The organism is Variovorax durovernensis, assembly GCF_977011995.1.
In genome coordinates, this window is the sequence record NZ_CDRNCW010000001.1 from 5,697,446 (window position 1) to 5,712,838 (window position 15,393).

Below are 15,393 nucleotides of genomic sequence, written 5' to 3' on the forward strand. Positions count from 1 at the left end.
CGGGAGGCTCTCATGCGCAAGCTCTACATCGGCAACAAGAACTACTCGTCCTGGTCCATGCGCCCCTGGGTGCTGATGAAGCAGGCCGGCGTTCCCTTCGAGGAAGTGATGGTGCGCTTCGACTCCTTCGAAGCAGACTCGAAGTTCAAGAGCGTCATCGCCACCATCAACCCGGTGGCCAAGGTGCCCGTGCTGGTCGACGGCGACCTGGCGATCTGGGACACGCTGGCCATCGCCGAGTACCTGGCCGAGACCTTCCCTGAAAAGCAGCTGTGGCCCCGCGACGCGGCCGACCGGGCGCGCGCCCGCAGCGTCTGCGCCGAGATGCACTCGGGCTTCGGCGGCTTGCGCGGCCATTGCGGAATGAATCTGGAAGCCTCGCTGACCGAAGTGGGCGCGCGGCTGATGAAGGAAGAGCCCACGGTCGCCAGCGACCTCGCGCGCATCGTGCAGATGTGGAGCGGCCTGCTCGATGCACATGGCGGCCCCATGCTGTTCGGCGAGTTCGGCATCGCCGACGCCTACTTCGCGCCCGTCGGCACGCGCATCAAGACCTACGGGTTGCCGGTGCCACCGCACATCACGGCCTACATCGAGCGTGTGCAGGCATTGCCGGGCGTCAAGGCCTGGATCGACGGCGGACTGGCGGAGAAGGATTTCCTGCAGTTCGAGGAGCCTTACCGCACGGGGCGGTAAGGTCCTCGCAGAGGATGGCGGTCAGAACCGGTAGGTGGCCGCTAAATAAGTGACGATCGGGTTCAGCTTCAGGCTGGCCTGGCTCGTGGCCACCGGCAGGCCGGTGATCGAGGTGGTCGTCAGCTTGGCCGTGGTCTTCAGCGGGATGTACGACACCGAGAACGAGACGCCCCAGTGCTTGTCGAACTGGTAAGCCACGCCGGCGTTCAGCACGGGCGCGAACTTGCTGTCGAGCTTGGCCGTGGTGTTCACGCCGAAGGGCGACACGCCGAACTGCTGGGCCAGAGCGCCCTGCAGGTTCGACGTGAGATTCACGTCGCTGTACCAGACGTAGGTCGCGCCCAGGCCCACGAACGGACGGAACGCCGAGTTGGCGTCATTGAAGAAATACTTGCCCAGGATGGTCGGGCTCCACTGGCGGGCCTCGCCCAGCTGGCCGACGCGGGCCAGGGTGCCGGTGCCGTTCAGTTTGAACTTCGGCGGTATGCCGAACACGCCTTCCACGGCCCAGTTGCTGTCGAGGAAATAGGTGGCATTGAGACCCAGGGTGTCGGAGTCGCTCACGCTGGCACCCGAGCCGGGCAGCACCGCCGGAATCGGGGAGGTCACGGTCAGCGGCTTGCTCGAATCCTGCGGCGACAGGTGAAACCAGCCCGTGCCGACGACCCAGTCGCCCGCCTGCTGCGCCATCGCGCTGCCGGACGCCAGGGCGCCCAGAGCCGCCAACGCAAACACTGTTTTCTTCATGATGTGAAAGCTCCTTTGATTGAGAAATCCCTCTGCGAAGCGCAGCCTCGGCTTGTAGCCGCCGCTGACATTTGCCCGCCGGACGAATGGTGGCCCGCTCCGCGCCGGAAATTATCGAACGATCGTTCTATTTTTGAGGTACGGAGTATCCCTACACTGCATTCATGAAAATTTTTCTCGTTGGCGGTGCGGTGCGCGACCGGCTGCTAGGCCGGCCGGTGTCCGACCACGACTGGCTGGTGGTCGGCGCCACGCCCGAAGCCATGGTGGCCCGCGGCTACCTGCCCGTGGGGCGCGACTTTCCGGTGTTCCTGCACCCTGAAACGCGCGAGGAATACGCGCTGGCCCGCACCGAGCGCAAGAGCGCGCCCGGCTACCGCGGCTTCACCGTGCATGCCGCGCCCGACGTCACGCTGGAACAGGACCTCGCGCGCCGCGACCTGACGGTCAACGCCATCGCGCTGCCCGCCGAACTGGTGAATGCCGACGGCAGCTTCGACCCCACGTCCGATACGCTGGCCGACCCCTTCCACGGCCAGCGCGATCTGCGCGACAAGGTGCTGCGCCACGTGACCGACGCCTTCCGCGAAGACCCGGTGCGCATCCTGCGCGTGGCGCGTTTCGCAGCGCGCTTCCGCGACTTCGGCGTCGCCCCCGAGACCATGGCGCTGATGCGCGAGATGGTGGCGGCCGGCGAGGTCGATGCGCTGGTGCCCGAGCGCGTGTGGCAGGAGCTGTCGCGCGGCCTCGCGGAAACACGGCCTTCACGCATGTTCGAGGTGCTGCGCGACTGCGGCGCGCTGGCCGTGCTGCTGCCCGAGGTCGACCGGCTCTGGGGCGTGCCGCAGCGTGCCGAGCACCACCCCGAGGTCGACACCGGCGTGCACCTGATGATGGTGCTCGACACCGCCGCGCGGCTGCAGGCTTCGCTGCCGGTGCGCTTTGCCTGCCTGATGCACGACCTGGGCAAGGGCACCACGCCGGCCGACGTATTGCCGCGCCACACCGGCCACGAGAAGCGCAGCGTCGAACTGCTGCAGCAGGTGTGCGAACGCTGGCGCGTGCCGGTGGACATCCGCGAGCTGGCCGAGGTGGTGGCGCGCGAGCACGGCCACATCCACGGCAGCGGCTCGCTCGATGCGGCGGAGCTGGTGCGCCTGCTGGAGCGCTGCGACGCCTTCCGCAAGCCCGCGCGCTTTGCCGAGGCGCTGCTGGCCTGCGAGTGCGACGCACGCGGCCGGCTCGGCTTCGAGGACACGGCCTATCCGCAACGCCCACGGCTGCTGGCGGTGCTGGCCACCGCGGCGGCCGTGCCCACCGACGTGGTGGCGCGCGCCGCCCAGCAGGCGGGCGCCACCGGCCCGAAGATCGGCGAGGCGATCCACAAGGCCCGGGTGGAGGCTGTGGCGGCCGCGGCGGCATCGCCGGACTGAAAGCGCCCAAGGCCCTGCTGCACAGCCGGCTTTGGCCGACACGGGAGGCGGGTCGCCCGTGCTATGGTTTTTCCCAATGCCAAAGTCCTCCAGCAACTTGCAGTTGCCTCCTCCGCTGGGCCGGGATGCAGCCCTCTTTCTCGACTTCGACGGAACGCTGGTCGGGCTTGCGCCCACGCCTGAAGCCATCGAGATCCCGCCGGCCCTCGTTCCTCTCCTGAGCGACCTGCGCGACCAGCTCGGCGGCGCGCTTGCCGTCGTGTCGGGCCGCCAGATCGACTCCATCGACCGCTTCCTGGCGCCGCTGCGCCTGCCGGCGGCCGGCGAGCACGGCGTGCAGCGCCGCGACGCCAAGGGCCACATGCAGGAGCAGCGCCCGCCCGACCTTGCCTCCATCCTCGACATCGCCAATGAACTCGCGCGCGTGCACGAAGGCCTGCTGGTGGAGCGCAAGCATGCCGCCATCGCCCTGCACTACCGGCTCGCGCCGCAGCTCGAGGCGGTGTGCCGCGACGCCATGTCGCGCGCCATCGCGCACGACCCGCAGGTCGAACTCATGCACGGCAAGTTCGTGTTCGAAGTGAAGCCCGCGGGCATCAACAAGGGCATTGCCATCAATGCCTTCATGGAAGAGGCGCCGTTCGCCGGGCGTACGCCCGTTTTCCTTGGCGACGACACCACCGACGAGAGCGGCTTCGCGGTGGTGCAGCCGCGCGGCGGCATCGGCGTGAAGGTGGGCTCGGGCCCCAGCCTGGCGCTGCACCGGCTCGAATCGCCGCGCGCAGTGTACGAATGGCTGGTGCAGGCACGCGACATGCTGGGAGCGCCCGCGGCAGGCAAGACAACAGACACTGAATCCCCGAGGAACCCCGGATGAGCGAACAGCAACTATCGACGGCCCCCGAAGCGCACGCCGGCGCAGCCCTGGCAGGCTCGGCCGGACCCGACGACCGCGCACCGGTCGACATCAAGGCCGCCGCCGCCCCCGGACCGCGCAGCTTCGCGCCGCCGGCCGAGCCCTCGCTCGATGTCGGCGTGATCGGCAACTGCGCCTACAGCGCGCTCATCGATGCGCGCGGACGCGCCGTGTGGTGCTGCCTGCCGCGATTCGACGGCGACCCGGTCTTCAATGCGCTGCTGCACCCGGGCGAAGAAGCCGGCGCCTGGAGCATCGACATCGAGGACTTCGCCGAAGCCAAGCAGTGGTACGAGCCGAACACCGCCGTGCTGCGCACGCAGCTCTTCGACAGCGCGGGCCAGGGCATCGAGATCACCGACTTCGCGCCGCGGTTCTACAGCCGCTCGCGCTACTTCCGCCCGCTGATGCTGGTGCGCCGCGTGCGGCCCATTGCCGGTGCGCCGCGCATCCGCGTGTCGCTCGATCCGCGTTTCCAGTGGGGTGCATCGGCGCCGGTGGAGGTCACGCGCGGCAGCAACCACATCCGCTATGTGGGGCCCGACCTCACGCTGCGGCTGAACACCGACGCCTCGATCTCGCACATCCTCTCGCGCCAGCCCTTCGTGATCTCGCGCGAATACAACTTCATGTTCGGCGTGGACGAGACGCTGCTCGACGGCATTGCCGACACCGCGCGCAAGTTCGAGCAGGAGACCATCGCCTACTGGCGCACCTGGACCAAGCGCCTGGCGATCCCCTTCGAGTACCAGGACGCGGTGATCCGCGCGGCCATCACGCTCAAGCTTTCGCTGTATGAAGACACCGGCGCCATCGTCGCCGCCATGACCACCAGCATTCCCGAGGCGCCGGGCAGCCAGCGCAACTGGGACTACCGCTACTGCTGGCTGCGCGACGCCTTCTTCGTGGTGCGCGCGCTCAATTCGCTGAGCGAAGTGGGCACCATGGAAGACTACCTGCGCTGGCTGGGCAACGTGGTGATCGGCTCGCACGGCGAGCACATCCAGCCGCTGTACGGCATCGGGCTGGAGCGCGAACTGCCCGAATCCTTCGTCGACGGCCTGCCGGGTTATCGCGGCATGGGTCCGGTGCGCGTGGGCAACCAGGCGCAAGAACACTTTCAGCACGACGTGTACGGCAACATCGTGCTCGGTGCGGCGCAGGCCTTCCACGACCACCGGCTGCTCAGCCGCGCGGGGCTGGCGGAGTTTCCGCACCTCGAGGCGGTGGGCGAACAGGCGGTGCGCGTCTACGGCACGCCGGACGCCGGCATGTGGGAGCTGCGCACGCGCGCACGCGTGCACACCAGCTCGGCGCTGATGAGCTGGGCCGCCTGCGACCGGCTCAGCAAGATCGCCCGCGCGCTGAATCTGCCCGAACGCGCCGCCTACTGGCATGGCCACGCCGCGCGCATGAAGGAAGAGATCCTCACCAAGTCGTGGTGCGAGGAACGCCAGGCCTTTGCCGAGAGCTTCGGCGGGCACGAGCTGGACGCGAGCATCCTGCTGATGGTGGAGGTGGGCCTGATCGACGCGCGCGACCCGCGCTTCATATCCACTGTCGACGCCATGGAGAAGTCATTGTGTGACGGTCCCTACATGCGCCGCTACGAGGCCGCCGACGACTTCGGCAAGCCCGAGACCGCCTTCAACATCTGCACCTTCTGGCGCATCGATGCGCTCGCCAAGATCGGCCGCAAGGCAGAGGCGCGGCAGATCTTCGAGACCATGCTCGCCGCGCGCAACCCGCTGGGCCTGCTGTCTGAAGACACGCATCCGGTCACCGGCGAGATGTGGGGCAACTTTCCGCAGACCTATTCGATGGTCGGCATCATCAATGCGGCGGTACGCCTGTCCGCTCCGTGGGACTCCGCCATATGAACGCCCCCCGGCTTTTCACTCGCTGCGCTCGTGTAACTCCACCCCCCGAGGGGGCGGCGCCATGAGCCGCCTCGTCGTCATATCGAACCGCGTGGCCGATCCACGCAAGCCGGCGGCCGGCGGCCTGGCCGTGGCCCTGGGCGAATCGCTGCAGCAAAGCGGCGGCCTGTGGTTCGGCTGGAGCGGGCAGATCATCGAAGGCGGGCCGACCGGCGAAGGCGAACTGCACCGGCAGCAGGCCGGCAAGGTCACGCTAGCCACCATCGACCTGAGCCGCGAGGACCACGACAGCTACTACCTCGGCTACAGCAACGACGTGCTCTGGCCGGTGTTCCACAACCGGCTCGACCTGGCGCACTTCGACGCCGGCTTCATCGGCGGCTACCGGCGCGTGAACCAGCTGTTCGCGCGCAAGCTGCTGCCGCTGCTGAAGGAAGACGACATCATCTGGGTGCACGACTACCACCTGATACCGCTGGCGGCCGAGCTGCGCGCGATGGGCTGCAAGCAGCGCATCGGCTTCTTCCTGCACATTCCGCTGCCGCCGCAGATCATCATCGCGGCCATTCCGCAGCACGAGTGGCTGATGCGCTCGCTGTTCGCCTACGACCTGATCGGCTTCCAGGCCCAGCAGGACGTGCAGCACTTCGAGCACTACGTGCGCAACGAGGCGCGCGGCCAGTACCTGGGCGACGACATGTACCGCGCCTACGGGCAGACGGTGCGCTGCAGCGCGTTCCCTATCGGCATCGACGTGGACGAGTTCGCCGCGCTCACGCATGCGAAGGAATCGCGCGACATGTACGACACCATGAAGCGCGAGTATTCGCAGCGCCGGCTACTGCTGGGCATCGACCGGCTCGACTACTCCAAGGGCATTCCGCAGCGCGTGCGCGCGTTCCGCGAGCTGCTGGCGCACTACCCGGAGAACCGGCGCAGCGCGACGCTGATACAGATCGCCTCGCCCACGCGCGAGACGGTCGACGCCTACGGCGACATCCGCCGCGAGCTCGAGTCGCTGTGCGGCGCCATCAACGGCGACTACGGTGAACTCGACTGGATGCCGGTGCGCTACATCCACCGCATGGTGGCGCGCAAGCGCGTGCCGGGGCTGTGCCGCGCGGCGGCCGTGGGGCTGGTGACGCCGCTGCGCGACGGCATGAACCTGGTGGCCAAGGAATACATCGCCGCGCAAGACCCGGCCGACCCCGGCGTGCTGGTGCTGTCGCGCTTTGCCGGCGCGGCCGAGCAGCTGAAAGAGGCGCTGCTGGTGAACCCGTACGACACGCACGGCACGGCGGAAACCGTGCAGCAGGCGCTGCACATGCCGCTGGAAGAACGGCGCGAGCGGCACCAGAAGCTGCTGTCGCGCATCCGCGACCAGGACATCCACTGGTGGCGCCGCACCTTCCTGGACGCGCTGCGCGAGGCGGACAGCGAGCGTTGAGCTTTGCTTTTTGCGTCATGCGTGCCCTGGGCACGCACCCCGAAATGAATTCCCCCAGGCTCACCAGCCAGTGAGCAGCCGCACAAAGCGCATCACCGGCCGAGATTCTTTCTGCCCGGACACGGAAGCCGAAGTAGTCACGGGCGCATGAACCCGCAGGTGCGCCGGCCTCAGCGCCGACACCTCGATCCAGCCACCGTGGGTCAGATGATGCACATCGCCCTCGTCCAGCACTGCCTGCGCTGAAAACACCGTGTCGCCGAACCAACTGGGCGGAGACACCATTCGCACCCGCCCCTCGGCCACTTGCAGCCACGTGCCGGCTTCGACGGCGGTGCGCAGGGACTGGCCCGGCTCCAGGATGACTGAGGCGGGGGCTGAAGAGAGCGTGGTGATCATGGCGTGCCTTCGAGAAAAGCGGTGGTCGGGCATCGATCGTAGGAATTCGGCTGCCCGAAAAACAGGCACACGCGCTGGCTATTGCAGCCATAACAGCCGCCGTGCCAGCGCATCTGTTATGGTGGTTTTCCCGAGCAACTGCATCTGTTTTCCAATGCCCGATCGGGGGAACATCAGCCCCATGGACTCGCTACCGCTCTACCGCCAGCTTGCCGCTCACTATGTGGATGCGATCCACACCGGCTCGCTCAAGCAGGGCGACAAGCTGCCGTCGCTGCGCAGCCTGATGCGGCTGCACGACATCAGCCTGTCGACCGCGCTTCAGCTCTGCCGCGCGATGGAAAGCGACGGCTGGGTCGAGGCGCGCGACCGCTCGGGCTACTTCGTGCGGCGGCCGCAGCGCCTGGCCATCGCGCCGATGGAAGAACCGGTGGCCGACGTGCCGCCCGACCCCGCGCAGTTCGTCAGCATGCGCGAGCGCATGGCCAACTTCATGGCGCGCGGGCGGCATACGGGCGTCAAGCTCAACTTCGCCATCGCCCGGGCCGCTCCCGAGTTGTACCCGGCCGAGGCGCTGCGCAATTCGATGACGCGCGCACTGCGCCAGCGGCCGGAGCTGCTGACCACCGCCTCGTCGCAAAAGGGCCACCTGCAGTTCCGCGAAGCCGTGGCGCAGCGCAACCTGCGCATCGGCATGACGGTGGCGCCAGACGAGGTGCTCGTCACCAACGGCTGCATCGAGGCGCTGAACCTCGCGCTGCGTGCCATCGCCAAGCCGGGCGACACGGTGGCCGTGGAGTCGCCCACCTTCTACGGCCTGCTGCAGGTGCTCGAGAGCCTGGGCATGCGTGCGCTCGAGATCCCGACCAGCCCGCAGACCGGCATCTCCATCGAGGCGCTGGAGCTGGCCATCCAGACCTACGACGACATCAAGGCCGTGGTGGTGGTGCCGCACCTGCAGAACCCCATCGGCAGCGTGATGCCCGACGCCCACAAGCAGCGGCTGGTGCACCTGTGCGAGGGCCACGGCATCGCGCTGGTCGAGGACGACACCTACAGCGACCTGGTCGAGAGCGACACGCCGCTGCGCGCGCTGAAGTCATGGGACCGCACGGGCAACGTGATCTATTGCGCCTCGCTGCACAAGGTGCTGGCGCCGGGGCTGCGGCTGGGCTGGATCACCGCCGGGCGCTGGCATGCGCAGGTGGAAATGCTCAAGTACGCGCAGACCCGCAACAACGAGGCGCTGGCGCAAATAGCGGCGGGCGAGTTCATCGCGGGCGGCGCCTACGACCGCCACCTGCGCAGGCTGCGCGAGCGGCTGCATGTGCAGCGCGACCAGACGGCGGACGCCATCGCCCGGTATTTTCCGCAGGGCACGCGGCTGAACCTGCCGCGCGGCGGGCTGCAGCTGTGGGTGGAGCTGCCGCAGCGGCTGTCTTCGGTATCGGTGTTCGACGCGGCGCTGCGCGAGCACATGCTGGTGGCGCCGGGCGCGCAGTTCTCGAACTCGCCGCGCTTCGACCACTACCTGCGCATCAACTGCGGCTGGCCGTATTCAGATGCGGTCGATGCCGGGCTGCGCCGGCTGGGTGCCATCGTGGCCGAGGGCTGCGGCGTGGCGCCGCCGGCCACGCCCGAGCGGCGCAAGGCGCCTTCTTCTTCCTCAGCTCAGTCGAGCAGCGCCAGGGCCGCGTAGTCGCCGACCTTGTCGCCGAGACCGGCGGGCACCAGCAGCACGCCGCGCGTCAGCGGCAGCAGCTTGCCGTCGATCTGCGCCTGCAGGCGCGGCAGCACGAAGTCGCTGTTGTGCGAGAACACGCTGCCGCCCAGGCTGATGCGCTGCAGGTCGAGCGTGATGACCATGTTGTAGAGCATCCGGCCGACGATGCGGCACAGCGCCTCGGCCGTCTCGAGGGCCTGTGGCTCTCCCGCAGCGGCGGCGCTGAAAAGTTCGGCCGCCGATTGGCCGAAGCGGTGCTCGATCGAGCTGCCGCTCACCAGCGCCTCGACGTCTCCGTAGTTGCCGCAGCCGCAGAGTGCGCCGCTGGCGTCGTCGACCACGAAGCTGTGGCCCGCGTGGCCGGCGTTGCCGTTCTTGCCGCGCAGCGCCCGGCCATCGACGCACAGGCCCACGCCCACGCCCGTGCTCCAGGTGGCGTAGGCGCAGTTGTCCAGGCCCTTCAGCGCGCCCCAGTGGCGCTCGGCTTCCAGCGCGGCAACGGCGTCGTTCTCGACGCGCACGCTGCCGAAGCGCTTGACCAGCGGGGCTTCGATGATGGCGGTCATCCAGGAGTTGGGCAGCCCGCGCGAGGGGCCGGCGATGCCGCCGCAGATGTTGGGCGTGGCCAGTTCGACCAGGCCGTCGCGCAGCTCGAACGGACCGGTGGAAGACACGCCCACCCGGTCGACCGTGGCCGGATCGACGCCCTGCTCCGCGCACACCTCCTCGATCATGCGGATGATCTGCACCGCCACCGCGTCGTTGTCGCCGGTCTTGGCGGTCGGCTCGCTGCGGCGGCCGACCAGCGGCGTGTCGCTCGAGGGGGAAAGGCTCACGGCCACCTTGGTGCCACCGATGTCTACGCAGGCTCTCATTGCGGGGGTCTTCTCTCTCTCAGGTCAGGGGCGCCACTACAGCAGCCGCGCGACCAGCGCCGCGATCATGCTGAGCACCACGGTGCTCGCTATCGGCAGCTGCCACTCGCGGCCGAAGGCGCGAAACTCGAAATCGCCGGGCAGCCGCCCGAACCCGAAGCGGCGCAGCCAGGCGGTCAGCCCGCTCATGAGCACCAGGGCAAGGACGACGACGATCAGCCAGCGGAACATGCCCAGGAGTCTAGGCCGAGAGCAGGGCCATCGCTTGTCGGTGAAGTTCGGGCGTTGCAGCGGCAATGACCCTGCCGTCGGACTTCAGGCCCAGCGGCTGGCCCTGCCAGTCGGTGATGACGCCGCCCGCCGCCTCGATCAGCCCGGCCGGGCCGAGGTAGTCGTAGGGCTGCAGGCCGGTCTCGACCACCAGGTCGATGGTGCCGCCCGCCAGCTGGGCGTAGCCGTAGCAGTCGCCGCCGAAGCGGCGCATCGCGCACTGGCGGCTGAGCTTGTCGAAGGCGGCCCAGTCGGCCGGCGCGAAGATGTCGGGCGAGGTGGTGACGATGCGGGCCTTGGCCACTTCGGTGCAATTGCTGGCGCGCACCGGCTGGCCGTCGCGCGTGGCGCCCTTGCCGCTGCCGTCGTTGCGGCCGATCCAGCGTTCCTTGAGCACCGGCATGTCGACCATGCCGAAAACCACCCGCCCGCCCTGCAGCACGCCGATCAGCGTGCCCCACAGCGGCGAGCCGGTGATGAAGCTGCGGGTGCCGTCGATCGGGTCGAGCACCCAGACGCGTTCGGCCTCGAGCCGCTCGGGGCCGTGTTCCTCGCCGTAGATGCCGTCGGCCGGCACGCGGGCACCGAGGATCTGGCGCATCGCCGTCTCGGCGGCGCGGTCGGCCAGCGTGACGGGGCTTTCGTCGGCCTTGGTGATGATGTCCAGCGGGGTGCGGAAGTAAAGCATCGACTGGGCGGCGGCGGCATCGGCCAGCGCTTCGGCGATCGGCGAGAGGTCGGAAGAGGAAGAACTCATGGGAGAGAAGGAAACGCGTGCCAAAACCTGCGATTAGACCCGAGCCGGGGCCGCTTTGGCACGCCGGGGGCCGGCGCCTGAATCCGCCGGCTGCTAGCGCTGCTGGCCCCAGCGGCGCACCGTCAGCCGCTCCAGCGTCTTGAAGCCGAGGCTTTCGACCAGCAGGCCGATCAGCACCACCATCGCCAGGCCCGCGAACACGCGGTCGGTGTAGAGCTCGTTGCGGTTCTGGAAGATGTACCACCCCAGGCCGCCCTTGCCCGATGAGGCGCCGAACACCAGCTCGGCCGCGATCAGCGTGCGCCATGCAAAGGCCCAGCCGATCTTCAGCCCCGACAGGATCGACGGCAGCGCGGCCGGCACCAGGATCTGCAGCACGTAGCGCAGGCCCTTCAGCCCGTAGTTGCGCCCGGCCATGCGCAGGGTTTCGGGCACGCCCTGGAAGCCCGCGTAGGTATTGAGCGCCAGCGGCCACAGCACCGAATGGATCAGCACGAACACCAGGCTGCCCCGGCCCAGCCCGAACCACAGCAGCGCCAGCGGCAGCAGCGCGATGGCGGGCAGCGGGTTGAACATGGACGTGAGCGTGTCCAGCAGGTCGCGGCCGATCTGCGTCGACACGGCGAGCGTGGTGAGCGCAAAGGCCAGCAGCACGCCGGCCAGGTAACCCTGCAGCAGCACCGCGAGGGAGATGCGCACCTTCTCGATCAGCTCGCCGCTGGCCAGGCCCTCGAACAGCGCGCGCGCCGTGGCGGTGAAGGTGGGCAGCAGCAGGTCGTTGTCCTGCCAGCGGGCGGCCAGCTCCCACAGCACGGCAATGACGACGAGGATCAGCCCCTTGCGCAGCCAGGCCTGCGACCAGATGCGCGTGCCCAGCGGCAGCGTGCGTTCGATCGGCAGTTCGGTGAAGGGCTCGAGCGTGCGCTCGTACTCGGGGCGGATTGGCGGAACGACGGCGCTCACGCCGCAGCCTCCTGTGTCTCTTCCTCGAACAACATGTCGTGGATACGTTGCGCCGTGCCTTGGAATTCAGCGCTGCCCAGGCTGTCGAGCGAGAAGCCGTGGCTGTTGATCTCCGCACGCATGCGCCCCGGATGCGGCGACAGCAGCGCGATGCGGTTGCCCACCACCAGCGCTTCCTCGATCGAATGGGTGACGAACAGCAACGTGAAGCGCACCTCGTCCCACAGTTCGAGCAGTTCCTGCTGCATCTTGCGGCGCGTGAGCGCGTCGAGCGCGGCGAAGGGCTCGTCCATCAGCAGCACGCGCGGTTGCATCGCCAGCGCACGGGCTATCGCCACGCGCTGCTTCATGCCGCCCGAAAGCTGGTGCGGATGCACGTCGGCGAATTTCGACAGCCCCACCTTGTCGAGGTAGTGCAGCGCGCGCTCGGCCGCCTCCTTCTTGCCGAGGGTGCGGGAGGCGAGCAGCGGGAACATCACGTTCTGCTTGACCGTCTTCCACGGCGGCAGCTGGTCGAACTCCTGGAACACGACGATGCGGTCGGGGCCGGGCTGCGTCACCCGCCGGTCTTCGAGGCGGATCTCGCCTTCGACCGGCGCAATGAAGCCGGCCACGGCCTTCAGCAGCGTGGACTTGCCGCAGCCCGATGGGCCGAGCAGCACGAAGCGGTCGGCGGCGTGGACGTCGAAGCTCACGCGGTGCGTGGCGCGCACGACGCGCTCGGGGGTGCGGTATTCGAGGCTGACGTTGTCGACTTGGAGCAGCGGTGCGTTGGCGTCTTGCTCCCTCCCCCGCTGGGGGATGGCTGGGGCGGGGGCAGACGGCGCCTGCTTCGCCACCGCTCCGCCCGCCCCCATCCCGGCCTTCCCCCAGAGGGGGAAGGAGTCAAACCCCGAACGCACCTTCGCCGTGCTCATCAGTTCCCCGAAACGTTCTGCGCATCGTCGAAGAAATAATCCTTCACCGAAGCCGGCTTGTTCTTGATCGCGCCCACCCGGTGCATGAACTCCGCCAGCGGATAGGTGTTCTGCGGCGTGGTCTTGAACTGCACTTCGGGGTTCTTGATGATCTTCAGCAGCAACTCGCGGTCGAGCTTGGCGTTGCTCACCTTGAGGTAGATGTCCGCCGCCTTCTCCGGATTGGCGGTGACGAACTTCGCGGCCTCGTCGAGGGCATCGACAAAGGCCTTGTAGGTCTTCGGGTTCTCGCTGCGGAATTTCTCGGTCGCATAGAGCACCGTGGCCGACGACGGCCCGCCCAGCACCTGGTACGAATTGAGCACGATGCGCGCATTCGGATTGCCCGCGAGCTCCTGCTCCTGGAACGGCGGATTGCCGAAGTGGCCGGTGATCTCGGTGCCGCCCTTGATGATGGCCGCCGCCGCGTCGGGGTGCGGCACCGCCACGCTGATCTTGTCGAGCCGGTTGAACTCCTTGTCGCCCCACAGCTTGGCCGAAGCGAACTGCAGCACGCGTGATTGCACCGACACGCCCACGGCGGGCAGCGCGATGCGATCCTTGTCGGTGAAGTCGGCAATGGACTTCACGTTCGGGTTGTTGGTCACCAGGTAGTACGGAAAGTTGCCCAGCGAAGCCACGCCCTTCACGTTCTGCTTGCCCTTGGTGCGGTCCCACAGCGTGAGCAGCGGCCCCACGCCGGCGCCGGCGATCTCGATGTTGCCGGACAGCAGCGCGTCGTTCACCGCCGAGCCGCCCGAGAGCTTGACCCATTCGACCTTGGCGTCCACACCGGCCGCCTTGGCGTGCTTCTCGATGAGCTTCTGCTCCTGCGCCACGTTGAGCAGCAGGTAGACGATGCCGAACTGCTCGGCGATGCGGATCTGGCCCTCGGCATGCGCGGCCAGGCTGCCGGCAAGGAGACTGAGGCCGGCGGCGAGCGCGGCGGCTTTGCGGATGAAGCGGTTCATTTGCAATGGGTCCGGAGAAAGATCGATCAGAAAGGCGTGTCGCCGACGATGGTGGTGCGGTTGAGGCGGCGGCGCAGGTGGTCGGGCGTGCCTGCCGCCAGATGCATCAGCGACCGGTTGTCCCAGAACACCAGGTCGTGCGGCGCCCATTTGTGGCGGAACACGAACTCGGGCTTCACGCTGTGCGCGAAGAGCTCGGCCAGCAGTGCGTCGCTCTCGTCCTGCGGCAGGCCGACGATGCGCGTCGTGAAATGCTCGCTGACGAACAGCGCCTTGCGGCCGGTTTCAGGGTGCGTGCGCACCACGGGCTGCACGGCGGGAGCGACGTGGTCGATCTGCGCTTGCGAGAGCTTCGGCCGCCACGGGTTCTTCGCGCGCAGCTCTTCGTACTTGGCCAGGTAGCTGTGCTCTGCCTTCAGCGGCAGGATGCGCTGCTGCAGCTCGGGGCTCAGCGCCTCCCAGGCCAGATGCTGGTCGGCGAACAGCGTGTCGCCGCCCTCGCTGGGCAACTCCTGCGCATGCAGCAGCGAACCGAGGCTGGGCTTGGGCTTGTACGAGATGTCCGAATGCCAGTAGACCCCCGCGTCGCCCAGGCCGATGGGTTCGCCGTTCTCCTTGATGTTGGAGACGATCAGGATCTCCGGGTGGTTCTTCAGCTGGAACTGATGGAGCACGTGGATTTCGAGCGGGCCGAAGCGGCGGCTGAAATCTATGTGCTGCTGCGGGGTGATCTGCTGGTTGCGGAACACCAGTACATGGTGGTCGAGGTGTGCGCGGTGAATGCGCGCGAAGTCCGCGTCATTGATCGGTTTCGAGATGTCGAGGCCGACGATTTCGGCGCCTACCGGGGCGTCGAAGGGGCGCACTTCGAAGTGCTGAGTGGCAACTTCGGCCACGCGGCTGGAAAGAACGGCAGTCATGCCCGCCAATGTAGGTTGCGGGGTGCCATTCCCAAACGAACTCTTCGTTGCTAGCTTATGACTTTGGATTTTTGAGGGTGGGGGCCGGGTCTCGGCCCGGCAGCCGACCTACTTTTCTTTGCTTCGCCAAAGAAACGTAGGCAAAAGAAAGGCGACCCTGCTGTCTGCGTCCCTCCGCTTCGCTACGGGCAACCTGCGGTGCTCGACGTAGACGGGGGTCCGCAGAACTCGCTTCGCTCAAACAGCTGCGGCCCTGATCCCGCCTACGTCTGCGCTCCTCGGCGCAGCCAGAAGGGATTGAAAAACCAAACGTGCCATCGCTTCGCTCGGCGCGAATGGCACACACGCTCGCGTGTGTGCCGCGTGGGGCCGAGCGAAGCAAAGGCCCGGCCAGCTTCCCCTCCCCTCTGGCTGCGCCGAGGAGCGCAGCGTTTCGCGGA

15 protein-coding genes are annotated in these 15,393 nt (G+C 67.9%); 6 read left to right on the plus strand and 9 right to left on the minus strand.

Annotation, left to right across the window (positions count from 1 at the left end; all coding sequences use genetic code 11):
• The first annotated feature begins 12 nt into the window (after positions 1–12).
• Positions 13–696, plus strand: coding sequence for a glutathione S-transferase family protein (locus ACWV14_RS27015; RefSeq protein WP_454904584.1), 684 nt, complete (start codon positions 13–15; stop codon positions 694–696).
• Between the two features lie 21 nt (positions 697–717).
• On the opposite strand, the gene ACWV14_RS27020 is transcribed toward ACWV14_RS27015, so the two are convergent.
• On the minus strand, positions 718–1,443 hold the full coding sequence (locus ACWV14_RS27020; protein ID WP_454904585.1) for an OmpW/AlkL family protein: 726 nt from the start codon (positions 1,441–1,443) through the stop codon (positions 718–720).
• A 164-nt stretch (positions 1,444–1,607) separates the two neighbouring features.
• On the opposite strand from ACWV14_RS27020, the gene ACWV14_RS27025 reads away from it, so the two are divergent.
• The 4 genes from ACWV14_RS27025 to otsA all read left to right on the plus strand — a co-directional run bounded on the left by ACWV14_RS27025 (position 1,608) and on the right by otsA (position 7,119).
• Positions 1,608–2,876 carry a multifunctional CCA addition/repair protein gene (locus ACWV14_RS27025; protein ID WP_454904586.1) on the plus strand — a complete coding sequence of 423 codons (1,269 nt, stop codon included), beginning with the start codon at positions 1,608–1,610 and terminating at the stop codon, positions 2,874–2,876.
• Between the two features lie 76 nt (positions 2,877–2,952).
• Positions 2,953–3,753 (plus strand): trehalose-phosphatase, encoded by an 801-nt coding sequence (otsB, locus tag ACWV14_RS27030; protein ID WP_454904587.1) that lies wholly within the window; start codon positions 2,953–2,955, stop codon positions 3,751–3,753.
• A complete protein-coding gene (locus ACWV14_RS27035) occupies positions 3,750–5,672 on the plus strand; it encodes a glycoside hydrolase family 15 protein (RefSeq protein WP_454904588.1) in 1,923 nt (640 codons plus the stop codon). The genes otsB and ACWV14_RS27035 overlap by 4 nt, the downstream gene beginning before the upstream one ends.
• 61 nt (positions 5,673–5,733) lie before the next feature.
• A complete protein-coding gene (gene otsA / locus ACWV14_RS27040) occupies positions 5,734–7,119 on the plus strand; it encodes an alpha,alpha-trehalose-phosphate synthase (UDP-forming) (protein WP_454904589.1) in 1,386 nt (461 codons plus the stop codon).
• 60 nt (positions 7,120–7,179) lie between these two features.
• Here the strand turns inward: otsA and ACWV14_RS27045 are convergent, their stop codons facing one another.
• Complete coding sequence (locus ACWV14_RS27045) at positions 7,180–7,518, minus strand: hypothetical protein (RefSeq protein WP_454904590.1); 339 nt, start codon at positions 7,516–7,518, stop codon at positions 7,180–7,182.
• Positions 7,519–7,699: 181 nt separating this feature from the next.
• Here ACWV14_RS27045 and ACWV14_RS27050 point away from each other — a divergent pair, with 181 nt between their 5' ends.
• The gene (locus ACWV14_RS27050; protein WP_454904591.1) at positions 7,700–9,217 is read left to right on the plus strand and encodes an aminotransferase-like domain-containing protein; all 1,518 of its coding nucleotides are present in this window, start codon (positions 7,700–7,702) and stop codon (positions 9,215–9,217) included.
• Here the strand turns inward: ACWV14_RS27050 and ACWV14_RS27055 are convergent.
• The 7 genes from ACWV14_RS27055 to ACWV14_RS27085 all read right to left on the minus strand — a co-directional run bounded on the left by ACWV14_RS27055 (position 9,190) and on the right by ACWV14_RS27085 (position 14,953).
• Entirely contained in the window at positions 9,190–10,116 is a 927-nt protein-coding gene (locus tag ACWV14_RS27055; protein ID WP_454904592.1) for an ROK family protein, read from the minus strand. The genes ACWV14_RS27050 and ACWV14_RS27055 overlap by 28 nt on opposite strands.
• Positions 10,117–10,152: 36 nt before the next feature.
• Positions 10,153–10,347 carry a DUF2905 domain-containing protein gene (locus ACWV14_RS27060; RefSeq protein ID WP_056509065.1) on the minus strand — a complete coding sequence of 65 codons (195 nt, stop codon included), beginning with the start codon at positions 10,345–10,347 and terminating at the stop codon, positions 10,153–10,155.
• Between the two features lie 10 nt (positions 10,348–10,357).
• Positions 10,358–11,143 (minus strand): histidinol-phosphatase, encoded by a 786-nt coding sequence (gene hisN / locus ACWV14_RS27065; protein ID WP_454904593.1) that lies wholly within the window; start codon positions 11,141–11,143, stop codon positions 10,358–10,360.
• A 93-nt stretch (positions 11,144–11,236) separates the two neighbouring features.
• Positions 11,237–12,106 carry an ABC transporter permease gene (locus ACWV14_RS27070; RefSeq protein ID WP_454904594.1) on the minus strand — a complete coding sequence of 290 codons (870 nt, stop codon included), beginning with the start codon at positions 12,104–12,106 and terminating at the stop codon, positions 11,237–11,239.
• Entirely contained in the window at positions 12,103–13,023 is a 921-nt protein-coding gene (locus ACWV14_RS27075) for an ABC transporter ATP-binding protein (protein WP_454904595.1), read from the minus strand. The genes ACWV14_RS27070 and ACWV14_RS27075 overlap by 4 nt, the downstream gene beginning before the upstream one ends.
• On the minus strand, positions 13,023–14,033 hold the full coding sequence (locus ACWV14_RS27080) for an ABC transporter substrate-binding protein (protein WP_454904596.1): 1,011 nt from the start codon (positions 14,031–14,033) through the stop codon (positions 13,023–13,025). The genes ACWV14_RS27075 and ACWV14_RS27080 overlap by 1 nt, the downstream gene beginning before the upstream one ends.
• Before the next feature lie 26 nt (positions 14,034–14,059).
• On the minus strand, positions 14,060–14,953 hold the full coding sequence (locus ACWV14_RS27085) for a TauD/TfdA dioxygenase family protein (protein WP_454904597.1): 894 nt from the start codon (positions 14,951–14,953) through the stop codon (positions 14,060–14,062).
• Positions 14,954–15,393: the final 440 nt, after the last annotated feature.

Bases quoted from the DNA above. Each gene is read 5' to 3' on its own strand.
- otsB (WP_454904587.1), top strand. From the start codon at position 2,953: ATGCCAAAGTCCTCCAGCAACTTGCAGTTGCCTCCTCCGCTGGGCCGG.
- ACWV14_RS27020 (WP_454904585.1), bottom strand. From the start codon at position 1,443: ATGAAGAAAACAGTGTTTGCGTTGGCGGCTCTGGGCGCCCTGGCGTCC.
- hisN (WP_454904593.1), bottom strand. From the start codon at position 11,143: ATGAGTTCTTCCTCTTCCGACCTCTCGCCGATCGCCGAAGCGCTGGCC.
- ACWV14_RS27085 (WP_454904597.1), bottom strand. From the start codon at position 14,953: ATGACTGCCGTTCTTTCCAGCCGCGTGGCCGAAGTTGCCACTCAGCAC.
- ACWV14_RS27055 (WP_454904592.1), bottom strand. From the start codon at position 10,116: ATGAGAGCCTGCGTAGACATCGGTGGCACCAAGGTGGCCGTGAGCCTT.
- ACWV14_RS27080 (WP_454904596.1), bottom strand. From the start codon at position 14,033: ATGAACCGCTTCATCCGCAAAGCCGCCGCGCTCGCCGCCGGCCTCAGT.
- ACWV14_RS27050 (WP_454904591.1), top strand. From the start codon at position 7,700: ATGGACTCGCTACCGCTCTACCGCCAGCTTGCCGCTCACTATGTGGAT.
- otsA (WP_454904589.1), top strand. From the start codon at position 5,734: ATGAGCCGCCTCGTCGTCATATCGAACCGCGTGGCCGATCCACGCAAG.
- ACWV14_RS27035 (WP_454904588.1), top strand. From the start codon at position 3,750: ATGAGCGAACAGCAACTATCGACGGCCCCCGAAGCGCACGCCGGCGCA.
- ACWV14_RS27015 (WP_454904584.1), top strand. From the start codon at position 13: ATGCGCAAGCTCTACATCGGCAACAAGAACTACTCGTCCTGGTCCATG.
- ACWV14_RS27045 (WP_454904590.1), bottom strand. From the start codon at position 7,518: ATGATCACCACGCTCTCTTCAGCCCCCGCCTCAGTCATCCTGGAGCCG.
- ACWV14_RS27060 (WP_056509065.1), bottom strand. From the start codon at position 10,347: ATGTTCCGCTGGCTGATCGTCGTCGTCCTTGCCCTGGTGCTCATGAGC.
- ACWV14_RS27025 (WP_454904586.1), top strand. From the start codon at position 1,608: ATGAAAATTTTTCTCGTTGGCGGTGCGGTGCGCGACCGGCTGCTAGGC.
- ACWV14_RS27075 (WP_454904595.1), bottom strand. From the start codon at position 13,023: ATGAGCACGGCGAAGGTGCGTTCGGGGTTTGACTCCTTCCCCCTCTGG.